Origin of the sequence: Pseudomonas sp. 22189, assembly GCF_052045635.1 — a bacterium.
Lineage (GTDB): Bacteria > Pseudomonadota > Gammaproteobacteria > Pseudomonadales > Pseudomonadaceae > Aquipseudomonas > Aquipseudomonas parakoreensis.
Genome location: NZ_JBQEPG010000001.1, coordinates 215,390 through 235,103, shown reverse-complemented (window position 1 = coordinate 235,103; position 19,714 = coordinate 215,390). Strand labels below are relative to the sequence as shown.

Sequence of the window (19,714 nt, the reverse complement as noted above, 5' to 3'; positions counted from 1 at the left end):
TCAGGAAATTCGTTGATTGTAAGATCGTATTCGCGAGCAAGCTCGCTCCCACAGGAGAATGCATTCGAAATGTGGGAGCGAGCTTGCTCGCGAAAGCGGTTGTTCAGCCGCCGATAATCTTCATGACGGTCGCGCCACCGGAGAACGCCACTTCCTGCTTGTCGCCCAGCGCCTTGACCAGCAAGCGCTGCAACGCCGGCAATGCCTGATGACGCGGCTTGTCGAGCAGATCACCGACATAGTGGCGGTTGCTCGACGACAGGCAGCCGTGCAGCCAACCGGTCGACGACAGACGCAAGCGCGAACAGGTTCTGCAGAACGGCACGCTTTCGTTGGCGATCACACCGAAATGGCCCAGCCCCGGAATCGCATAACGCACGGCCGTGGCGTCCACCGGCGCATCGGCCTGCGCATACTCATAACGCTCGCCAATCAGGCTCAGCAACTGCTGCAGGCTGACGAACTGCTGCAGGAAGGCATTGGAGTCAGTGGCGAGGTGGCCCATGCGCATCAACTCGATGAAACGCAGCTCGTAGCCACGTTCCAGGCAGTAATCGAGCAGCGGCATCACCTGATCCAGGTTCTGCCCGCGCAACGGCACCATGTTGACCTTGATCTTCATCCCCGCCGCTTTCGCCTGGTCCATGCCATCGAGCACGGTCGCCAGATCGCCGCCACGGGCGATACTGCGGAACGCGCCGGCATCCAGGGTATCGAGGGATACGTTGATCCGGCGCAGACCTGCGTCCACCAGCAGCGGCAGCTTCTTCGCCAGGAGTTGACCGTTGGTGGTCAGGCTGATGTCTTCCAGGCCCATCTTGCCGACGGCACTCATGAAAGATTCGAGTTTGGGGCTGACCAGCGGCTCGCCACCGGTGATGCGCAGGCGCTCGATGCCGGCGGCTTCAATCAGATACGCCACGCCACGGGCCATGGCCTCGGCCGACAGTTCATCCTGCGCAGCCACCAACCGCTTGCCGTTGGGCACGCAGTAGGTACAGGCGTAATTGCAGGCTGAAGTCAGGCTGATGCGCAAATTGCGAAAACGCCTGCCTTGACGGTCAACGATCATGATCACTCCGGCGATAGAATTTCGAGCCGCTAAAACTTGACTCACAAATCAAGTTTTAGCAAGCCCTATGCCTGAGTATATTCCTGCGGTACTGCGTCATGTAGCGAAATCATGGCGCAATAAGGCCGCTGAATGATTCAGCTGCTCGGGGTTTCCGGATCGCGCTTGCGCTTGTTGCCCATACGCACGCCGATGTCCATCAGGAACTGGAAGAAACCTTCCTGATCTTCGAGCACGTTGCTCCAGAACGGCGAGTGATACAGCGCCACCGCGCCGTGCACCAGCGCCCAGGACGCGCAGTAGTGGAAGTATGGCGGCACGTCTTCGAGCTTGCCTTCGCTGATCCGGCCCTTGATGAGCAAGGTCAGGCGTTCGAAGTTCGAGGCACGGATCTTGTGCAGTTCCTCGACCATTTCCGGTACCTGATTGCCTTTCACCACCTTCTCTTCGAGACGGTCGAACAGGCGATAGCGCTGAGGGTCGCGCATACGGAATTCGAAGTAGGCACGGGACAGCGCTTCCTTGTCCTTGTCGACATCGGCCGAATGCAGCAGCTCGTTCAAATCGCGCTCGTAATCGAGCATCAGCCGCAGATAGATCTCGGCCTTGGATTTGAAGTGCTTGTAGATCGTGCCTTTGCCGATACCCACGGCATCAGCAATCATCTCGACGGTGACACTGTCTTCACCTTGTTCGAGGAACAGCTTGAGCGCGGTATCGAGAATTTCTTGCTCGCGGCGACGAAACTCACGGACCTTACGAGGTTCTTTGTGCATAAGAAAAGGTCTGTAGGGGTCAAAATTCGAAGCCGCGTATTATGCCTAACTTGCACAAAAATGCACGGATCATCCGACCATATATGTGTTTCTTGTTCATTTTGCGAACGCTGAGGCGGCGATGAGAACTCAACTGAAGCGCACGTATTCCAAATTTGTTTAAAAACCCCGACCGCTCAACTGGACTGAACGCCAGACTGATCAATACTTGAACTGTCGGGCGGCATCTCCCCCAAGTGCCGTGCCGGTAAAGGTACCAAGGGACCGCGTGCCTTTGTTTTACTCCTAATGGTCTTAACCCGGATTCACCCCCCAGAACCCGGGTTTTTTTTGCCTGCGATTTGCCGATGACCTACATGGCAGATTTGACAGAGGCCAGCGGAAACAGGCGCTTGAAGTTCTCGGTCGTCTGCTCGGCAAACCGCTCATAGTCTTCCCCACGCAGCATCGCCAGAAACTCCGCCACCTCGCGCACGTACTGCGGCAGGTTCGGTTTGCCGCGATACGGGATCGGCGCCAGATACGGCGAGTCGGTCTCCACCAGCAGGCGATCAGTCGGCACCTTGCTCGCCACATCGCGCAGAGCGTCGGCGTTGCGGAAGGTGACGATGCCCGACAGGGAAATGTAATAACCCATGTCCAGCGCAGCCTTGGCCATGTCCCAGTCTTCGGTGAAGCAATGCAGCACACCGGCCTGGGGCAACGCCGCTTCGCGCAGCAGTTCGAGGGTATCGGCACGGGCGCCACGGGTGTGGATGATCACCGGTTTACCGGTCTGCCGGGCGGCTTGCAGGTGCAGGCGGAAGGATGCCTGTTGCAGCTCGGCGGCTTCCGGCTCGTAGTGATAATCCAGACCGGTTTCACCAATCGCCACCACTTTCGGGTGATTGAGCTCATGCAGCAGCCAGTCCAGCGCCGGCGCCGCGCCCGGTTGCACATCCAATGGGTGCACACCGACCGAGCAATCGACGTCGTCATAGCGCTCGGCGAGGGCTTTGACGTCGGCGGCGTTGTCGGCACTGACGCCGATGCACAGGAAATGCCCGACCCCACGCTGGCGGGCCGCATCAAGTGCAGCATCCAGCGAGCCGTCATGGGCGGCAAGGTCGAGGCGATCAAGGTGACAATGGGAATCTACGAGCATAAAAGAGACGGCTACTTACATCGTATGAGTGGGACGGTCGGATTTCAGGGCTCCGGCCAGATGGGTTTCGATGCGACTGCGGGCGGTGTTGTCGCCCTCGTTGAATTGCACGCCGACGCCGGCTGCGCGGTTGCCCTGAGCGCCTTTGGGGGTAATCCAGGCGACCTTGCCGGCCACCGGGATCTTCTCCGCCTCGTCCATCAGGTTCAGCAGCATGAACACCTCGTCGCCCAACCTGTAGCTCTTGTTGGTCGGGATGAACAGGCCACCGTTCTTGATGAACGGCATGTAGGCGGCGTAAAGCACCGATTTGTCCTTGATCGTCAGGGACAGGATGCCGTTGCGCGGCCCGGGGCTGATGGCTTCATTCATGTTGACCTCCACTGCTGATGTTCAGAGTCTAGGTACACATTCTTATCTTTGACCAGGCAAACCCGCCCATTGCACCAACAACGCTTCCAGCAGCAGTGCTGGGTTGAGGTTGGCTTTGCTCAGGACTTTCTGCCGCTGGGCGAGAATCCAGTCCTGAATATCGAGGACTTTGCCCTGAGCACTTTTCTGCGCCAGGTACTGCACGACTTTGCGCATATCGGTCAGACCGAGGCCGGCTTCATCCTGGGTCAGTTGATAGCGCAGGATCAGGCTCGACCAGTCGCAGAACCAGTCGAACAGGCGCAGCATCGGAATGCTTTTCCATTCTTCGGCCAATTGTGTCGGCGATTGCTGCTGCTTGAGCAACTTCTTCACCCCTTCGACCACCTGCGCCCGCTGCTCGCGCACGCCCTGGGACTGCAGACTGACTGCCGCCAATGGCGAACCAGCCGCCAGCGTCAGCAATTCGATGCGCTCCTCTTCGGAACACTCCGGCAGCGCCTGTGCCAGCCATTGCAGGCTCATGGCCTCACCGGGCAGCGGACACGCCTGCTGCACGCAGCGGCTCTTGATCGTCGGCAGCAAACGGCTCGGCTGGTGGCTCACCAGCAACAGCACGGTATCGCCGGAAGGCTCTTCAAGGCTTTTTAGCAAGGCGTTGGCGGCGTTGATGTTCATCGACTCCACCGGCTCGATCAGCACCACCTTGCGCCCGCCCAGTTGCGCGGTCTGCACCACGAAACTGACCAGATCGCGGACCTGATCGACCTTGATCGCCTTGTCGGCTTCCTCGGGCTCAAGGATGTAATTGTCCGGATGACTGCCTGCCTTGAGCAGCAGGCAGGATTTGCACTCACCGCACGCTTCTGGTGTCGGACGCTGACAAAGCAGGCTGGCCATCAGGCGTTCGGCCAGCGCGCGCTTGCCGATCCCGGCCGGGCCGTGCAGCAAATACGCGTGAGCGTGCTGACTGCGTCCGGCCAGTTGCTGCCAGAGGCTGTCCTGCCATGGATAGGCCTCAGCCACGAATCAGCTCCAGCAAGTTCGGAATCAGGGTATCCAGCGATTGCTGAACCTTGACCAATGGCTGACCGGCATCGATGCGCACATAGCGCGCAGGATCAGCCTCAGCGCGCTTGAGAAACGCATTGCGCACGGCTTCGAAAAACGCCCGGCCTTCCAGCTCGAAACGATCCAGACGGCCACGGGCACTGGCGCGAGCCAGACCCATTTCCACCGGCAGATCGAAAATCAGTGTCAGATCCGGACGCAAGTCGCCCTGAACGAACGTCTCCAGCGCAGCAATGCGTTCCATTGACAAACCACGACCGCCGCCCTGATAGGCGTATGTCGAATCAGTGAAACGATCACACAACACCACCGCGCCACGGGCCAGTGCCGGACGAATCACTTCGGCCAGATGCTGGGCGCGCGCGGCGAACACCAGCAACAACTCGGTGTCGGGGTTCATGACCTCATCGGCCGGGGCCAGCAGCACGCCGCGAATCCGTTCGGCCAGTGGCGTTCCGCCGGGTTCGCGAGTCAGCACCACTTCGATACCTTCGGCGCGCAGACGCTCGGCGAGGTACTCGCGGTTGGTGCTCTTGCCGGCGCCTTCCGGGCCTTCCAGGGTAATAAACAAGCCAGTCACAGGCAGTCCTTAATCAAAGTCATTGCGCGTTCTGCGGTGCGGTCGTCGCGGGTTCGGCAGCAGGGGCTGGCGCAGGTTCCTGAGGCGGAACTTGCGGTAGCGCCTCAGGGCCGGTGTCCGGGGACGCCGCGGCCGGCGCATTTGCCGGGGCCGGGCTGGAGCGGTAATCGGCGCGGCGCTTGAGCTGAAATTCGCGCACCGCACTGTTGTGTGCATCCAAATCATCGGAGAACACATGGCTACCATCACCACGGGCGACAAAATACAGACTGTTGCCTTCCACCGGATTGAGCGCGGCGTGAATCGCCTCGCGTCCGACCATGGCAATCGGCGTCGGCGGCAACCCGGGAATCACATACGTGTTGTACGGCGTCGGCTCTTTGAGATGCGCACGGGTCAACTTGCCGGTGTAGCGGTCGCCCAGGCCATAGATCACGGTCGGGTCGGTCTGCAACTGCATGCCCAGCGCCATGCGGCGCACGAACACGCCGGCAATCTGCCCGCGCTCCTGTGGCACGCCGGTTTCCTTCTCCACCAGCGACGCCATGATCAGCGCCTGATAAGGCTCGCTGTACGGCGCTTCGGCCGAGCGGTTTTCCCACTCCTTGGCCAACACTTCATCGAGCCGGTCAAAGGCCTTCTTCAGCAATTCGACATCGGAAACGCCCCGCACGAAACGGTAGGTATCCGGGAAGAACCGACCTTCCGGGAACAATCCACGATGACCGATTTTCTCCATCACTTCGCTGTCGCTCAAGCCCTTGAGGGTTTGCTCGATCTTTTCATCTTTTGCCAGCGCGGCGCGGACCTGGTGGAAGTTCCAGCCCTCGACCAGCGTCAGACTGTATTGCACCACTTCGCCACGCTTCCACAAGTCGATCAGACCGTTGACGGTCATGCCTGGCTGCATGCGGTACTCACCGGTATGGATCGGTGTGCCGGCCAGATTGAAGCGCCAGTAAATGCGCAACCAGAAGGCGTCCTTGATGACCCCATCGGTTTCGAGTTCAAGAAAGGTGCGGGTCGGTGTCGAGCCTTTCGGCACATCCAGCAGTTCTTCCCGCGTGATGTTCAGAGGCTGTTCCAGCGCCGAATGAATTTTCCAGGCGCTGGCGCCCAGTAGCAGCCCTGCCAGAACCAGTCCGGTTTCCAGCAGCAGCAAGAATTTACGTCTCACGAATCAGGCATCCAGTAGCGCGCGGGCAATGGTTTGCAGTTTACGGGTGAGCGGGCCAACCGGCCAGCTCAGTGCAGCGTAGGCGCGTACCGGCCAGACGCCATAAACGCTGTTGCAGATAAAGACTTCGTCAGCCCATTGCAGCTGTTCGAGGCTGACATCGGTAATTTGGGTGGGGATGGCCAATGACTCGGCCTGAAACAATAGTTCGGCACGCATCACACCGGCCACGCCACAGCGCTTCAGATCCGGGGTGATCAGTACGCCGTCGCGCACCAGAAACAGGTTGCTGAACACGCCTTCGATGACGCGTCCGGCCTGATCAAGCATCAAGCCTTCGGCGTGTTCGCCGTCGCGCCATTCGGCGCGGGCAAGCACTTGCTCCAGACGATTCAGATGCTTGAGCCCGGCCAGCAACGGCTGGCTCGACAGCCGCGTGACGCAGGGAAACAGACGCACACCCTGCTCGCCATGCACCGCAGGATAAGCCGCAGGCGGGTTGCCTTGCAGGATGCGCCGACCCTGCGCCGCAGGATCGGGCGCGTAGCCACGCAAGCCATCACCACGGGTGAGGATCAGCTTGAGCACGCCCTCGCCCATTGCTGCGGCATAGGCCCGCAGTTCCGTGCGAACCTGATCAATATCCGCAGCGATAGCCAGACGCGAGCAGCCCTCGGCCAACCGCGTCAGGTGACGATCCAGCAATATCGGCTGGCCGCCGTGCACGGCGATGGTCTCGAACAGCCCATCGCCATAAGCCAGGCCGCGATCTTTCAGCGACAGAGCGTCAGCCGGCTGACCGTCGACCCAGCTGTCCATCAGCCGGCGAACCGACGGAACGCCAACGTGCCGTTGGTACCGCCAAACCCGAAGGAGTTGGACAGTACGACATCGATGTCCATGTTGCGCGCCGTGTGCGGCACGAAATCGAGATCGCAGCCTTCATCCGGCTCGTCGAGGTTGATGGTTGGCGGCGCCACCTGGCTGTTGATCGCCAGCACACTGAAGATCGCCTCGACCGCGCCCGCCGCACCCAGCAGGTGACCGGTCATGGACTTGGTGGAGCTGACCGCCAGGTTGTAGGCGTGATCACCGAACACGGTCTTGATCGCGTTGGCTTCGGCAAGGTCGCCGGCCGGGGTCGAAGTACCGTGGGCGTTGATGTACTGCACCTGATCGATGTTGATTTTCGCGTCGCGCAAGGCATTAGTGATGCAGCGCGCTGCACCAGCGCCATCAGCGGGTGGCGAAGTCATGTGGAACGCATCGCCACTGGTGCCGAAGCCGATCAGCTCGGCATAGATGGTCGCGCCGCGAGCCTTGGCGTGCTCGAGCTCTTCGAGCACCAGCGCGCCGGCACCGTCGGAAAGCACGAAGCCATCACGGCCCTTGTCCCATGGACGACTGGCGCGAGTCGGTTCGTCGTTGCGGGTCGACAGCGCACGGGACGCGCCGAAGCCGCCCATGCCCAGACCGCATGCGGCCATCTCGGCACCACCGGCGATCATAACGTCGGCTTCGTCGTACATGATGTTGCGCGCCGCCATGCCAATGCAGTGCGTACCGGTGGTACAGGCAGTGGAAATGGCGTAGTTCGGCCCCTGTGCACCCAGATGGATGGACAGAAAACCGGAAATCATATTGATGATCGAGCCTGGCACGAAGAATGGCGAGATTCGACGCGGGCCCGTCTCATGCAGGGTACGGCTGGTTTCTTCGATATTGGTCAGACCGCCGATGCCCGAACCCATGGCCACGCCAATGCGCTCACGGTTGGCATCGGTGACTTCCAGACCAGCATTGCGAACAGCCTGAAAACCCGCGGCCAGACCGTACTGAATGAACAGGTCGAGCTTGCGTGCTTCCTTGACCGACAGGTATTCCTCGACATTGAAGCCCTTTACCGAGCCGCCAAAACGGGTGGAATAGGCAGAAAGGTCGGTGTGTTCGATCAGACCAATGCCACTGCGGCCAGCCAGAATGCCCTGCCAGCTGCTTGGCACATCCGTGCCCAGTGGCGACAACATACCCATACCGGTGACTACGACGCGTCTACGCGACACAGCACTCTCCTTTTTCAAATGACGACTTTGCATCAGGCCTAAAGAAAAAACCGCACGCCATGATGGCAGTGCGGTTTTTCCATGACAGCAGACAACGATTACAAACTATTACGCCTGGTGGCTAGTAACGTAGTCGATTGCAGCTTGTACAGTAGTGATCTTCTCAGCTTCTTCGTCAGGGATTTCGGTCTCGAATTCCTCTTCCAGAGCCATCACCAGCTCAACGGTGTCAAGGGAGTCGGCACCCAGGTCTTCAACGAAGGAAGCAGTGTTGACCACTTCTTCTTCTTTAACACCCAGTTGCTCGGCAACGATTTTCTTGACGCGCTCTTCGATGGTGCTCATACCTTGTTTTCACTCCTAATGGACAAATTCAGGCAGCTGGCCAGTGGGTAAGTGTATAGAAAGGCTTTTCAGCTTTTCAACTGAAAGCTTCACTCCTCAAACCCTGCGGCCCTCTGCCTATAAATAGATTGCAGCTTTATAACGGATTTTAGACAGCTCGTATGACATTTTTTTGAAGCAATCCGTCACATTTTACTTACATGTACATCCCACCGTTCACCGGGATTGTAGCCCCAGTGACGTATGCCGCACCGTCGGATGCAAGAAAAGCGACCACCGAGGCGATCTCTTGAGCTTGCCCCAGACGACCCAGCGGAATCTGCGTCTGCAAGGCTTCACGCTGTGCTTCCGGCAGTTCGCGGGTCATATCGGTGTCGATGAACCCTGGGGTTACCGAGTTGACCGTAATCGAACGCGAACCGACTTCACGCGCCATCGCACGGCTGAAACCTTCCAGACCGGCCTTGGCGGCTGCATAGTTTACTTGGCCTGCGTTGCCCATGGCACCCACCACCGAGCCAATACTGATAATTCGGCCCCAGCGCGCTTTGGTCATGCCACGCAAAACGCCCTTGGACAGGCGATACAGACTGTTCAGATTGGTATCGATCACGTCGTACCATTCATCGTCTTTCATGCGCATCATCAGGTTATCGCGGGTGATGCCGGCATTATTGACCAGAATCGCCGGCGCGCCGAACTGCTCCTGAATGCTCGCCAGCACCGCGCTGACCGATTCGTCGCTGGTGACGTTCAGCTCCAGACCCGTGCCCTGGATACCATGCTCTTTCAGGGTGGCAGCAATGGCCTCGGCGCCTTTGGCGGAGGTCGCGGTGCCAACAACGATGGCGCCCTGACGACCCAGTTCCAGTGCGATGGCCTGGCCGATACCGCGGCTTGCACCGGTGACCAGTGCAACTTTACCTTGCAGACTCATGCAAGTTTCTCCTGATTCAGGCCAGCGCTGCACGGGCGGCAGCGAAAGCGTCTGGGGTATTGAGGTTGGAAGTCGAAACGCCTTCGGCGCAACGTTTGTTCAGACCGGCCAGGACTTTGCCCGGACCGCATTCGACCAGACTGGTGGCGCCTTTGGCGGCCAGGGTCTGGACCGATTCAACCCAGCGAACGGGCTTGTACAGTTGTTCGAGCAGATCACGCTTGAGGGTTTCCAGATCGGCCGGCACTTGCGCGCTGACGTTCTGTACGACCGGGATCTGCGGTGCCTGCCAGTCGATGGCAGCGATGGATTCGGCAAAGCGCTCGGCCGCCGGACGCATCAGCTCGCAGTGCGACGGCACGCTCACCGGCAACGGCATGGCACGCTTGGCACCACGGGCCTTGCAACCTTCAATGGCACGCTCGACGGCAGCCTTGGCACCAGCAATCACCACCTGGCCCGGCGAGTTGAAGTTCACCGCGCTGACCACTTCGCCTTGCGCCGCTTCGGCACAGGCGGCCAGCACATCAGCGTCTTCCAGACCGAGAATGGCGGCCATGCCACCCTGCCCGGCCGGAACAGCTTCCTGCATCAGCTGACCACGGCGCTCGACGAGCTTGACCGCATCAGCCAGGCTCAGGCTGCCGGCAGCAACCAGCGCGCTGTATTCACCCAGGCTGTGACCGGCAACGAATGCGGGACGCGCGCCACCTTCAGCCAGCCACAGACGCCACAGGGCGATCGAGGCGGTCAGAATGGCCGGTTGGGTTTTATCGGTTTGATTGAGCAGCTCTTCCGGGCCCTGCTGGGTCAATGCCCACAGGTCATAGCCCAGAGCCTCAGAGGCTTCTTTGAAAGTTTCGAGGATCAGCGGATGTTCCGCGCCCAACTCGGCCAGCATGCCGAGGGACTGCGAACCCTGTCCTGGAAAGACGAATGCGAGGGAAGCAGACATGTAACAAGCCCCTAATGATCTTGTCGTCGGAAAGTGACGCCCCACCGGGGGACGCAAGAAACTGACAGTTGGATGGCCCTTTGAACCGGGCGGTCACATTTAAGCATTGTCCGACGAAAACGCCTAAGACAACAGATCCTCCAGACGACCGTGGAGGCGCTCGGGGAGGTTCTCCTGAATCTCGATCAGCGCGCGCTGAATCGCGCTCTGAAAGCCCTGAACCCCGGCCGAACCGTGACTTTTCACCACGATGCCCTGCAAGCCGAGGAAACTTGCGCCGTTATGTCGCGCAGGCGCCAGATCCGCCTGCAGACGCTTCATCAATGGCAGGGCCAAAGCACCCACCACGCGGGAAGCGAAGCTTTGCTTGAACAAGGCCTCGATACGCGCGGCGATCATCGTCGCCAGGCCCTCGCTGGACTTGAGCAGGATATTGCCGACAAAACCGTCACAGACCACCACATCCGCCTCGCCGCGATACAGGCCATCGCCCTCGACAAAACCGATGTAGTTGATGCCGCGCGCCGCCTGCAACAAGGTCGCCGCCAACTTGACCTGCTGATTGCCCTTGATGTCTTCGGTACCAATATTCAGCAACGCGACACGCGGCCGGGCGATGCCCAGCGTCTGCGCCGCCACCGAGCCCATCACCGCGAACTGCAACAGATGCTCGGCGCTGCAATCGACGTTGGCGCCCAGATCGAGCAACTGGCAATAGCCTTTCTGCGTCGGAATCGCCGCCACCATCGCCGGCCGATCAATCCCCGGCAAGGTCTTGAGCACGAAACGCGACAGCGCCATCAACGCCCCGGTATTGCCGGCGCTGACACAGGCCTGAGCCTTGCCGTCACGCACCAACTCCAGGGCGACACGCATCGACGAATCCGGCTTGCCACGCAAGGCCTGGGTCGGCTTTTCGTCCATGGTGATGACTTCAGACGCCGGGACAATCGTCAGGCGCGCGCGATCGGCAGCCGATTGGCCGTTGATCAGTTCTTCAAGTAGGGAGGGTTGACCGACGATGGTCAGGTGCAGCGAGGGCGTAGCAGAAAGGCAAGCAAGGCTGGCCTGAACAATGCTGCGGGGACCGAAGTCCCCGCCCATTGCGTCAATCGCGATGACTTGAGCGGACAAGTGATTACTCGTCAGCGCCCTTGTCGATCACTTTACGGCCACGGTATACGCCTTCTGGCGATACGTGGTGACGCAGGTGAACTTCACCAGTGGTTTTTTCTACAGACAGGGTGCTAGCCTCGAGAGCGTCGTGCGAACGGCGCATGTCACGGGCAGAGCGGGATTTTTTGTTCTGCTGAACAGCCATAATTGATTAACTCCTAAACGTTTGGGTCACGCTTTAACTGCGCCAATACACTGAACGGGTTGGACCGCGTTACCTCGTCCTCGCTCGGTTCGGGCTCATCTGCTCCCGCCGGCTGCTGGCATTCTTCCGGATGATGAGCAGGCACAATGGGCAAGGCGAGCAGAAGCTCCTCCTCGATCAGTGACTGCAGATCCAATGGATCTTCGCCCAGTTCCAGCACGTCATAACCTTTCGGTAACGACTGGGTATTCGCACCCTCCTTCACAACAGCGTAACTGCATTCGCTGTGGATCGGCAGGGTGACCAGCTCAAGACAACGCTGGCAAACCATTTTGACTTCGGTGTCGATAAAGCTGTGGATCACCACAGATTTACGTTCATCTCGCTCAAAAACGAATTTGGCCTGCACCGTACCGACATCGTCGGAAAGCGGGTCGCAGAGTCTCTTCAAATCGGCCAGCAGCAGTTCACCTTGAAGGGTGGTGCCACGGTCAGCCAATTTGCGCGGGTCAACGTGAGGTGGAATCGGGTCATTCAACATAGGCGCAGCATTATAGGGATGCCCCCACCCATGTCAAAGGAAATTGTGCCCTGTCCGTCACTTGCGTGCCTCCGCTAGAATTCGCGCCTGCCTCAGGAGACGTCAATGCTGCCTTTATTACTTGCTTCGAGCTCGACCTATCGCCGTGAATTGCTCGCCCGCCTGCACCTGCCGTTCGTCTGCAGCTCGCCGGATATCGACGAAAGCCACCAGCCGGGCGAATCCGCCATCGAACTGGTCAAGCGCCTCGCCGAACAGAAAGCCCGCGCACTGGCCGCCAGCTACCCCGCTCATCTGATTATCGGCTCAGACCAGGTTGCAGTGCTCGGCGAACGGATCATCGGCAAGCCACACACCTTCGACAAGGCTCGTGAGCAACTGCTGGCCGCCAGCGGCGCCAGCGTGACCTTCCTCACCGGCCTGGCCCTGCTCAACAGCCAGACCGGCCACTGCCAGGTCGACTGCGTGCCGTTTACCGTGCACATGCGTCAGCTCGACGAGGCGCGAATTGAACGCTACCTGCGCCTGGAGCAGCCCTACGACTGCGCCGGCAGCTTCAAGGCCGAAGGATTGGGCGTGAGCCTGTTCCAATCCACCGAAGGGCCTGACGCCACCAGCCTCATCGGCCTGCCGCTGATTCGCCTGATCGACATGCTGCTGGCCGAGGGCGTGCAAATCCCTTAACGCACAAAAAACCGGCCATTGAGGCCGGTTTCTTTTCAACACTGCACCAGGCTTAACGCAACGAAGGCCCGTGGAAACCCATCCACATCGCCAATTGCTCAGCCACGCTGGCGCCGAGCTTCTTCGAGAAGCGATCAAACGGCGACTCCTGAACCGTGAAATCCACCAGCTCTTTCTCGCCAATCACGTCCCGCGCCACCGAACTGGCATTACCCAGACCATCGATCAGGCCTAGCGGCAGCGCCTGCTCGCCAGACCAGACCAGCCCGGAGAACAGCTCCGGATGCTCCTTGTCCTTCAGACGATCGCCACGACCCTGCTTGACGCTATTGATGAACTGCTTGTGCGTGGTGTCCAGCACGGTCTGCCAGAACGCAGTCTCATCAGGCTTCTGCGGCTGAAACGGATCGAGGAACGACTTGTGCTCACCCGAGGTATAAGTGCGACGCTCGACGCCGAGCTTGTCCATGGTGCCGACAAAACCGTAACCGGCCGCCGTTACACCGATAGAGCCGACCAGACTGGCCTTGTCGGCATAGATCTGATCCGCCGCACTGGCGATGTAATAGGCACCGGACGCACCGAGATCGGAAATCACCGCGTACACCTTGGTATCCGGATGCAGGCCGCGCAGACGCTTGATCTCGTCATACACATACCCCGACTGCACCGGACTGCCGCCAGGACTGTTGATCCGCAGGATCACGCCCTTGACCTTCTTGTCCTCGAAGGCTGCCCGCAGACTACCGACGATATTGTCAGCGCTCGCAGGCTCCTTGTCAGCAATCATGCCGGTGACGTCGATCAGCGCGGTGTAGTTCGGGCCACGGGTGGCGCTCTTCTCCATGTCCATCAGCGGCGTGAACAGGATCAGCGCAACAAACAGATAAACAAACGTCAGCAGCTTGAAGAAGATCCCCCAACGCCGTGAGCGACGCTGCTCCTGCACACTGGCCAGCAGAGTCTTTTCCAGCAGCTTCCAGCTTTTCTCGTCACCGTCGTCGGCACTTGCCTTGGCCGGTGCTTTCCATTCGTCGGTCATGCGCTGTACCCCAGCAAAAACGTATTAAGCCTGCTGCCCCAGCCAGGCGTGCAATTCACTAAAACGGTCGATCGACAGGCGCGGCTCGAACTGCTGCAGCGACTCGATCGACTGCGCGCCATAGCTGACAGCCACCGACGCCATGCCCGCATTGCGCGCCATCAGCAGATCGAAGGACGAATCCCCGACCATCAGCGCCTGCTCGGGCCGCACGCCGCAATGCGCGAGAATCTGCTCCAACATCAACGGATGCGGCTTGCTCGCGGTCTCGTCGGCGGCGCGGGTGATATCGAAATAATCTTCCCAGCCATTGGCCTTGAGCACCCGGTCCAGTCCACGACGATTCTTGCCGGTCGCGACCGCCAGGTGATAGCCCTGCTCGCGAAACGACGCCATCGACTCGACCACACCCTCGAACAGCGGCGAAGGCACGGCTTCTGCCGCGATGTAATGATCGGCGTAGTACTCGCGAAACAGGGTCATTTCGGCATCGCTGATGTCCGGGTACAAGGTACGGATTGCCTCGGGCAAGCCCAGACCGATGATGCCCTTGACGGCAAAATCATCGCGCAACTCGAAACCGGAACGCGTGGACGCCGAATGCATCGCCTCGACAATCCGACCAATGGAATCGGCGAGGGTGCCGTCCCAATCGAAAATCAGCAGTTTGTAATCAGATGGGCGCACTCAATCGCTCCACGGTCTTGGCCCACATTTCATCGACTGGGGCTTGCAGCTTGAGTTCACCGCCATCGGGCAGTGGCACGGTCAGCATGTAGGCGTGCAGAAACAGGCGCTTGCCGCCCAGATCACGGATTTCCTTGCTGAAACCGTCATCGCCGTACTTGGTGTCGCCGGCAATGCAATGCCCGGCGTGCAACGTGTGGACGCGGATCTGGTGGGTGCGCCCGGTGATCGGCTTGGCTTCGATCAGGGTGGCAAAGTCGCCAAAGCGGCGCAGGACCTTGAACACGGTCACCGACTCCTTGCCCTCCTCCTCGTCGACCTCGACCATGCGCTCCCCGGAGCGCAGATTGCTTTTACCCAGTGCCGCGCGGACTTGCTTGATCGAAGTCGCCCAATTGCCACGCACCAGTGCCATGTAGCGCTTGTCGACACCATCGCCACGCAAGGCGGCGTGCAAGTGCCGCAACATGCTGCGCTTCTTGGCGATCATCAGCAGGCCGGAAGTGTCACGGTCGAGACGATGAACCAGCTCCAGTTCCTTGGCATCGGGACGCAACTGACGAAAGGCTTCGATCACCCCGTAATTCAAGCCGCTGCCGCCGTGAACCGCAATGCCGGCGGGCTTGTTGATCACGATCAGGGCTTTGTCTTCGTAGACAATCGAGGCTTCCAGACGCTGCAACAGGCCTTGAGCCAATGGCACCGGTTCGTCGCGCTCAGGCACACGAACCGGCGGCACGCGCACGATATCGCCGGCCTGCAGCTTGTATTCGGGCTTGATCCGCCCCTTGTTCACGCGCACTTCGCCTTTACGCAAAATGCGGTAAATCAAGGTCTTGGGCACGCCTTTGAGCCGGGCAAGGAGGAAGTTGTCGATTCGTTGGCCGGCATACTCCGGCGAGACTTCAAGCAGTTGAACGCCTGGAGTCGAAGGGGCAGTAGTTGTCATGCCGCGGATGATAACAATTTTTATGGAATTGAAGCACTTAATCATTGCTGCTATAGTCGCGAACGCCGCCAAAAGCGGCCTGGACAGCGGAACCACGGTCAAAAACCGGCCCTGACCAACGCAATTCACCAGGACGCGAGGCCGTCCTACGGGGCTTTCGCTACGTAACGGTGGAGTTTGCAGTTGTAACAAGCGCAGGTGACATGAGGCCTGAATTACACCGTCGAGCAGAGTTTTCACTCGCCTGACAGGCACACATTCAAGGCCAGTTCACAAAGTGCAGTCAGCTGCAGATGACCCCGAGCGAAGGCTTCGGAAACATCGCCTGAATTAGCCATGATGCGTGACCTCCCCTTTCGGAGCTCACGGTAAATGCCAACCCGCTGCGGATTCTGCGCGCGGCAGCACCCGAATTATCAGGGATACGTGTAGGGTGGAGATGCACAACCGCCGGACTGTGTAGCAATAGGCTTTATCAAGACGCTTCATCTCGTCCACAGCCGCTGGTTGATTCCTCCTCCTGACTGAGTGCTTAAGTAGCCACAGCAAGCAGGACGCGTACGTCGCGATATCGGCCCAATTGGCCTGACATCGCTGGACACGGGAATGGCCAACCACTCCCGACGCACCTGACACCGACCGTGAGAAGTCGTGTGTGCCGAACGCCGTTTCCGGCAGCCCGGAAACCGACGGTACTACATGAAAAGAATGCTGATTAACGCAACTCAACCCGAAGAGTTGCGTGTTGCACTGGTAGATGGCCAACGCCTCTACGACCTGGACATCGAATCCGGTGCACGCGAGCAGAAGAAGGCCAACATCTACAAAGGCCGTATCACTCGCATCGAACCAAGCCTTGAGGCTGCCTTTGTCGATTTCGGCTCCGATCGCCACGGCTTCCTGCCCCTCAAAGAAATCTCCCGCGAATACTTCAAGAAAGCCCCTGAAGGCCGCGTCAACATCAAGGACGTCCTGAGCGAAGGCCAGGAAGTCATCGTTCAGGTCGAAAAAGAAGAACGTGGCAACAAGGGCGCCGCCCTGACCACGTTCATCAGCCTGGCCGGTCGTTACCTCGTGCTGATGCCGAACAACCCGCGTGCTGGCGGTATCTCCCGTCGCATCGAAGGCGAAGAACGCAACGAACTGCGTGAAGCGCTGAACGGTCTGGTTGCACCGGCCGACATGGGTCTGATCGTGCGCACTGCCGGCCTGGGCCGCAGCAGCGAAGAAATGCAGTGGGACCTCGATTACCTGCTGCAACTGTGGACCGCCATCAAAGAAGCCTCTCTGGATCGCTCCGCGCCATTCCTGATCTACCAGGAAAGCAACGTGATCATCCGCGCCATCCGCGATTACCTGCGCCAGGACATCGGCGAAGTGCTGATCGACAGCGTTGAAGCCCAGGACGAAGCCCTGACCTTCATCCGCCAGGTGATGCCGCAGTACGCCAGCAAGATCAAGCTGTACGAAGACAGCGTGCCGCTGTTCAACCGTTTCCAGATCGAAAGCCAGATCGAGACCGCTTTCCAGCGCGTCGTCGAACTGCCTTCCGGCGGTTCCATCGTTATCGATCCGACCGAAGCCCTGGTGTCCATCGACATCAACTCGGCGCGCGCCACCAAAGGCAGCGACATCGAAGAAACCGCACTGCAGACCAACCTTGAAGCCGCCGAAGAAATCGCCCGTCAGTTGCGCCTGCGCGACATCGGCGGCCTGATCGTCATCGACTTCATCGACATGACCCCAGCCAAGAACCAGCGCGCCGTGGAAGAGAAAGTCCGCGAATGCCTGGAAGCCGACCGCGCTCGCGTGCAGATCGGCCGCATTTCGCGCTTCGGCCTGCTGGAAATGTCCCGTCAGCGCCTGCGTCCATCCCTGGGCGAAAGCAGCGGCATCGTCTGCCCGCGCTGCAACGGCACCGGCATCATCCGTGACGTCGAATCGCTGTCGCTGGCAATCCTGCGCCTGATCGAAGAAGAAGCCTTGAAAGACCGCACTGCCGAAGTGCGCGCTCAGGTGCCGATCCCGGTTGCCGCGTTCCTGCTCAACGAAAAACGCAACTCGATCACCAAGATCGAACTGCGTACCCGTGCCCGTATCGTCATTCTGCCGAACGACCACCTGGAAACCCCGCACTTCGAAGTTCAGCGTCTGCGTGACGACAGCCCGGAAGCTGCGACCAACCAGTCCAGCTACGAAATCGCTGCTGCCGCTGCCGAAGTCGAAGAAGTCCAGCCAGCCGCTGCGACCCGCACCCTGGTTCGCCAGGAAGCTGCGGTCAAGACAGCTCCTGCCCGCGCCAACGCGCCAGTGCCAACCGAAGTCGCCGCACCGGCCCCCGCGCCGGCTCCGGTTGCCGCGCCAGAGCCAAGCCTGTTCAAGGGTCTGGTGAAATCGCTGGTCAGTCTGTTCGCTACCAAAGAAGAGCCAGCCGCGCCGGTCGTCGTTGAAAAACCGGCCACCGAGCGTCCGGCCCGCAACGAAGAGCGTCGCAACGGTCGTCAGCAGAGCCGCAACCGTAACGGTCGCCGCGATGAAGAGCGCAAGCCGCGCGAAGAACGTGCACCGCGTGAAGAACGCGCCCCACGCGAGCCGCGTGAAGAGCGTCAGCCACGTGAAGCCCGTGAAGTCCGCGAGCCACGTGAAGCCCGTACCGAGGCGCCAGCCGCTCGCGAAGAACGTGCTCCACGCGCTCCGCGTGAAGAACGTGCGCCACGTGCTCCACGTGAAGACCGCAAGCCACGTGGCGAGCGTGAAGAGCGTGTGCGTGAACTGCGCGAGCCTCTGGACGCCGCTCCGGCTGCACCCGTAGCGGCAGCCACTGCCGCCGTGGTCGCAGAAGAGCGTCCGGCCCGTCAGCCACGCGAAGAACGCGCACCGCGTCCGCCGCGTGAAGAGCGTCAACCGCGCGCCGAGCAGGCCGCTGCTGCCGTCGCTGAAGAAGAAGTGAACACTAACGAAGAGCAACTGCCGGAAGACGGTCAGGACAACGCCGAAGGCGATCGTCCACGTCGTCGCTCCCGTGGTCAGCGCCGTCGCAGCAACCGTCGCGAGCGTCAGCGTGATGCCAACGGCAACGTGATCGAAGGTTCGGAAGAATCCGAGTCCGGCGAAAACGCCGCTGCTCCAAGCGCTGCCGATCTGGCTGCCGGCCTGGCCGTGACCGCCGCTGTTGCCAGCAGCGTGATCAGCGCTCCGGCCGAAGCACAGGCTCACGAGCAAGCCGAACGTGCTACCGCCGCAGTTCAGGAAACCGCTCCAGTGGAAGCGCCGGTTGTTGAGGCCACCACCCCGGTGGAAGTGATTGCTGCTCCGGAAGTCGAAGTCGCGCCGGTTCGCGAAGCTCAGCCTCAAGCTGACGTCGCTGCCGAACCTGCTCCGGTGGTTGAAGCGCCAGTCGTGGCCGCAGAGCCGGTTGCTGAAACCGTCGCTGAAACCGTGACCGAAACCGTGCGTGAAGTTCGCGAAGAACAGACCGCGTTCAACTGGGTTGCCGAGCCTGCCGTCGCTGAAACGCCAGCGCCAGTCGTTGAAGCCCCGGTGGTTGAAGAAGCCAAGGCTGCCGCGCCAGTGGTTGAAGCCGCTGCACCTGCTCCAGCGCCAGTCGTTGAAGCACCGGTCGAAGCACCTGTGGTGGCCGAAGAGCCTGCTCCAGTGGTTGAAGCCACGCCGGTCAGCGCCCTGACGCCTAACGGCCGTGCACCAAACGACCCACGTGAAGTGCGTCGCCGCAAGCGTGAAGCCGAGCGCCTGCAGAAGGAAGCCGAACTGGCTGCCGCTGCTGCTCCGGCTGCTGAAGTGGTCGAAGTTGCTGCGGTGACTGAAGAGGCCGTGGTTGAGTCGGTGATCGCCGAAGCACCACGCTCCGTTCAGGACGCGGTCGAGCATCACCAAGCGGCCGAGGAAAAAGAACACGAGCCTAAACCGCTCGTCTGATTCCGAGAGCCGATAAAAAGCCCCGCCGGGTGAAAACCTGGCGGGGCTTTTTTTTCCATTTA

At 60.2% G+C, this 19,714-nt stretch carries 20 protein-coding genes; 2 read left to right on the top strand and 18 right to left on the bottom strand.

The window, feature by feature from the left end:
- Positions 1-103: 103 nt before the first annotated feature.
- The 15 genes from ACTJKS_RS01190 to ACTJKS_RS01120 all read right to left on the bottom strand — a co-directional run bounded on the left by ACTJKS_RS01190 (position 104) and on the right by ACTJKS_RS01120 (position 12,354).
- Positions 104-1,072, bottom strand: a complete 969-nt coding sequence (locus ACTJKS_RS01190; protein ID WP_041069205.1) for a GTP 3',8-cyclase MoaA — start codon at positions 1,070-1,072, stop codon at positions 104-106.
- Between the two features lie 137 nt (positions 1,073-1,209).
- Positions 1,210-1,848 carry a TetR/AcrR family transcriptional regulator gene (locus ACTJKS_RS01185; protein ID WP_007950805.1) on the bottom strand — a complete coding sequence of 213 codons (639 nt, stop codon included), beginning with the start codon at positions 1,846-1,848 and terminating at the stop codon, positions 1,210-1,212.
- 352 nt (positions 1,849-2,200) lie between these two features.
- Positions 2,201-2,992, bottom strand: a complete 792-nt coding sequence (locus ACTJKS_RS01180) for a TatD family hydrolase (RefSeq protein WP_108183480.1) — start codon at positions 2,990-2,992, stop codon at positions 2,201-2,203.
- 15 nt (positions 2,993-3,007) lie between these two features.
- Positions 3,008-3,364, bottom strand: a complete 357-nt coding sequence (locus tag ACTJKS_RS01175) for a PilZ domain-containing protein (protein WP_108183481.1) — start codon at positions 3,362-3,364, stop codon at positions 3,008-3,010.
- Between the two features lie 42 nt (positions 3,365-3,406).
- A complete protein-coding gene (locus tag ACTJKS_RS01170; protein WP_041069199.1) occupies positions 3,407-4,390 on the bottom strand; it encodes a DNA polymerase III subunit delta' in 984 nt (327 codons plus the stop codon).
- Complete coding sequence (gene tmk, locus ACTJKS_RS01165) at positions 4,383-5,015, bottom strand: dTMP kinase (RefSeq protein ID WP_108183482.1); 633 nt, start codon at positions 5,013-5,015, stop codon at positions 4,383-4,385. The genes ACTJKS_RS01170 and tmk overlap by 8 nt, the downstream gene beginning before the upstream one ends.
- Positions 5,016-5,034: 19 nt before the next feature.
- Positions 5,035-6,192 carry an endolytic transglycosylase MltG gene (gene mltG / locus ACTJKS_RS01160; RefSeq protein WP_108183483.1) on the bottom strand — a complete coding sequence of 386 codons (1,158 nt, stop codon included), beginning with the start codon at positions 6,190-6,192 and terminating at the stop codon, positions 5,035-5,037.
- Positions 6,193-6,195: 3 nt separating this feature from the next.
- Positions 6,196-7,011 (bottom strand): aminodeoxychorismate lyase, encoded by an 816-nt coding sequence (gene pabC / locus ACTJKS_RS01155; RefSeq protein ID WP_108183484.1) that lies wholly within the window; start codon positions 7,009-7,011, stop codon positions 6,196-6,198.
- Entirely contained in the window at positions 7,011-8,255 is a 1,245-nt protein-coding gene (fabF, locus tag ACTJKS_RS01150; RefSeq protein ID WP_003227039.1) for a beta-ketoacyl-ACP synthase II, read from the bottom strand. The genes pabC and fabF overlap by 1 nt, the downstream gene beginning before the upstream one ends.
- 108 nt (positions 8,256-8,363) lie before the next feature.
- Entirely contained in the window at positions 8,364-8,600 is a 237-nt protein-coding gene (gene acpP, locus ACTJKS_RS01145) for an acyl carrier protein (protein ID WP_003175607.1), read from the bottom strand.
- Between the two features lie 196 nt (positions 8,601-8,796).
- Complete coding sequence (gene fabG, locus ACTJKS_RS01140; protein WP_007967600.1) at positions 8,797-9,537, bottom strand: 3-oxoacyl-ACP reductase FabG; 741 nt, start codon at positions 9,535-9,537, stop codon at positions 8,797-8,799.
- Between the two features lie 16 nt (positions 9,538-9,553).
- Positions 9,554-10,492 (bottom strand): ACP S-malonyltransferase, encoded by a 939-nt coding sequence (gene fabD, locus ACTJKS_RS01135; protein ID WP_047295663.1) that lies wholly within the window; start codon positions 10,490-10,492, stop codon positions 9,554-9,556.
- A gap of 123 nt (positions 10,493-10,615) precedes the next feature.
- Positions 10,616-11,626 (bottom strand): phosphate acyltransferase PlsX, encoded by a 1,011-nt coding sequence (gene plsX, locus ACTJKS_RS01130; RefSeq protein ID WP_108183485.1) that lies wholly within the window; start codon positions 11,624-11,626, stop codon positions 10,616-10,618.
- A 4-nt stretch (positions 11,627-11,630) separates the two neighbouring features.
- Positions 11,631-11,813: a 50S ribosomal protein L32 gene (gene rpmF, locus ACTJKS_RS01125; protein ID WP_003179396.1), complete on the bottom strand. Its 183-nt coding sequence runs from the start codon at positions 11,811-11,813 to the stop codon at positions 11,631-11,633.
- A 13-nt stretch (positions 11,814-11,826) separates the two neighbouring features.
- The gene (locus ACTJKS_RS01120; RefSeq protein ID WP_003204262.1) at positions 11,827-12,354 is read right to left on the bottom strand and encodes a YceD family protein; all 528 of its coding nucleotides are present in this window, start codon (positions 12,352-12,354) and stop codon (positions 11,827-11,829) included.
- A 105-nt stretch (positions 12,355-12,459) separates the two neighbouring features.
- On the opposite strand from ACTJKS_RS01120, the gene ACTJKS_RS01115 reads away from it, so the two are divergent.
- Positions 12,460-13,038 carry a Maf family protein gene (locus ACTJKS_RS01115; RefSeq protein ID WP_108183486.1) on the top strand — a complete coding sequence of 193 codons (579 nt, stop codon included), beginning with the start codon at positions 12,460-12,462 and terminating at the stop codon, positions 13,036-13,038.
- 52 nt (positions 13,039-13,090) lie between these two features.
- On the opposite strand, the gene sppA is transcribed toward ACTJKS_RS01115, so the two are convergent.
- Genes sppA through rluC form a run of 3 tightly spaced genes read right to left on the bottom strand, consistent with a single transcriptional unit; the run spans position 13,091 to position 15,716 of the window.
- Entirely contained in the window at positions 13,091-14,080 is a 990-nt protein-coding gene (gene sppA / locus ACTJKS_RS01110) for a signal peptide peptidase SppA (protein ID WP_027612352.1), read from the bottom strand.
- A gap of 24 nt (positions 14,081-14,104) precedes the next feature.
- Positions 14,105-14,767, bottom strand: a complete 663-nt coding sequence (locus tag ACTJKS_RS01105) for an HAD-IA family hydrolase (protein WP_086794189.1) — start codon at positions 14,765-14,767, stop codon at positions 14,105-14,107.
- Positions 14,754-15,716 (bottom strand): 23S rRNA pseudouridine(955/2504/2580) synthase RluC, encoded by a 963-nt coding sequence (gene rluC, locus ACTJKS_RS01100; protein WP_007950779.1) that lies wholly within the window; start codon positions 15,714-15,716, stop codon positions 14,754-14,756. Before rluC ends, ACTJKS_RS01105 begins: the two co-directional genes overlap by 14 nt.
- Before the next feature lie 699 nt (positions 15,717-16,415).
- Here rluC and rne point away from each other — a divergent pair.
- The gene (gene rne / locus ACTJKS_RS01095; RefSeq protein ID WP_108183487.1) at positions 16,416-19,652 is read left to right on the top strand and encodes a ribonuclease E; all 3,237 of its coding nucleotides are present in this window, start codon (positions 16,416-16,418) and stop codon (positions 19,650-19,652) included.
- Positions 19,653-19,714 lie beyond the last annotated feature (62 nt).